The sequence below is a fragment of the Streptomyces venetus genome (genome assembly GCF_039540295.1).
GTDB classification, from domain to species: domain Bacteria; phylum Actinomycetota; class Actinomycetes; order Streptomycetales; family Streptomycetaceae; genus Streptomyces; species Streptomyces venetus.
Window position 1 is genome coordinate 1 of record NZ_BAABET010000028.1, and the last position, 1,845, is coordinate 1,845.

1 protein-coding gene and 1 pseudogene are annotated in these 1,845 nt (G+C 69.8%); one reads left to right on the forward strand and one right to left on the reverse strand.

Annotation, left to right across the window (positions count from 1 at the left end; genetic code table 11):
* Positions 1-1,474, reverse strand: a 1,474-nt coding sequence (locus tag ABEA82_RS38560) for a type I polyketide synthase (RefSeq protein ID WP_345666424.1), incomplete at its 3' end; no start/stop codon positions are given.
* Between ABEA82_RS38560 and ABEA82_RS38825 the strand changes: the two are divergent.
* Positions 1,369-1,845: pseudogene (locus ABEA82_RS38825) on the forward strand (hypothetical protein); the annotation flags it as partial. The gene ABEA82_RS38560 and the pseudogene ABEA82_RS38825 overlap by 106 nt on opposite strands.

Consider the following 1,845-nt stretch of genomic DNA (forward strand, 5'->3'; position numbering starts at 1 on the left):
CGCGCAGCCCACCCGCACTGGCCCCGGACACCACCCACGACACCAACCCGGAACTGCGGATCACGACTTCGGGCTGCTTCTCCTCCTCGGGGGCTTCCTCCACCACCACGTGCGCATTCGTCCCGCTGATCCCGAACGAGGACACTCCGGCTCGACGGACGCGCTCACCGCGTGGCCACGCCACTCCCTCGCCGGTGAGCAGTGCTACGTCACCGCCGCTCCAGTCGACCATCGGCGTGGGGTCGCCGATGTGGAGCGACGGCGGCAACTTCTCGTTGCGCAACGCCATCACCATCTTGATCACACCCGCCACACCCGCGGCCGCCTGCGCGTGACCGATGTTCGACTTCACCGACCCCAACCACAACGGCCGGGACTCGGGGCGGCCTTGGCCGTATGTCGCGATCAGGGCCTGCGCCTCGATCGGGTCACCCAGCCGCGTCCCCGTACCGTGCGCCTCCACCGCGTCCACATCGGCCGGCTTCAGAGCGGCGTTCCGCAGAGCGGCCTCGATCACCCGTTGTTGCGCCGGCCCGTTGGGCGCCGTCAACCTGCTGCTGGCACCGTCCTGGTTGACGGCGGTTCCCCGCACGACGCCGAGGACCCGGTGGCCGTTGCGCCTCGCGTCCGACAGCCGCTCCACCGCCAGCACACCGACGCCTTCACCGGCACTGAACCCGTCGGCAGCGGCGGAGAACGCCTTGCAGCGACCGTCCTGAGCCAGGGCCCGCTGCCGGGAGAGTTCGATGATGCCTGTGGGCCCGGCTACGACGGTGACGCCGCCGGCGAGCGCGAGGGAGCATTCCCCCTGCCGCAGCGCCTGCACCGCCAGATGCAATGCCACCAGCGACGACGAGCACGCCGTGTCCACCGACACCGACGGTCCTTCCAGGCCCAGGAAGTAGGAGACCCGGCCGGAGAGCACGCTCAGGGTGTTCCCGGTGAGCGAGTAGCCCTCGACACTGTCCGGTACACGGTTGAGGTCGGGGATGTACGCGGACGTGGCGGCGCCGACGAACACCCCGGTGCGGCTGCCGCGCAGCTCCTCCGCCTTCAGCCCCGCCCGCTCCAACGCCTCCCACGCCACCTCCAGCAGCAACCGCTGCTGCGGATCCATCGCCAACGCCTCACGCGGCGAAATCCCGAAGAAGTCCGCGTCAAAACCGGCCACGTCGTCCAAGAAGCCACCGCGCCGTGCGTACGCCTTGCCCGAGGCGTCCGGATCCGGGTCGTACAGATCCTCCGGCCAGCCCCGGTCCTTCGGGAACTCGGACGTAGCGTCCACTCCGTCGGCGACCACGCGCCACAGGTCTTCCGGGGAGGCGATACCACCCGGGAACCGGCACGCCATCCCCACGATCGCGATCGGCTCCCGAGCGGCCTCGGCAAGGCGGTTGTTCTCGCGTTGCAGCCGCTCGTTCTGCTTCATCGATGCCCGGAGCGCACGCACCACGGAATCGTTCGATGCCGCCATCCTCAAACCTGCTTTCAGAGTCGAATCAAGAGTCTTCCGCGAGTGCCGCCTGCACGAGATCGTCGACGTCCATGTCGTCGATGGCGCTCTGCTCCTCCGCCTCCTCCGCGGTGTCCACGGCTCCCAGGCCGGTGAGGACCATCAGCGGTTCGAACAGCCCGGCATCCCGCAACTGGGTGAGCGACAGACCGGCGATCGCGCGTCGGATCTCCTCCTCACGCGGGCCGCCGGGACCGTCGGTGCCGGTGTCTTCGGCGTGTTCGGGGGTGGTGGTGAGTTGGGGGAGGAGGTGGTGGGTGAGGGCGGTGGGGGTGGGGTGGTCGAAGACGGTGGTGGCGGGGAGGGTGAGGCCGGTGCTGGTGGCGAGCCGG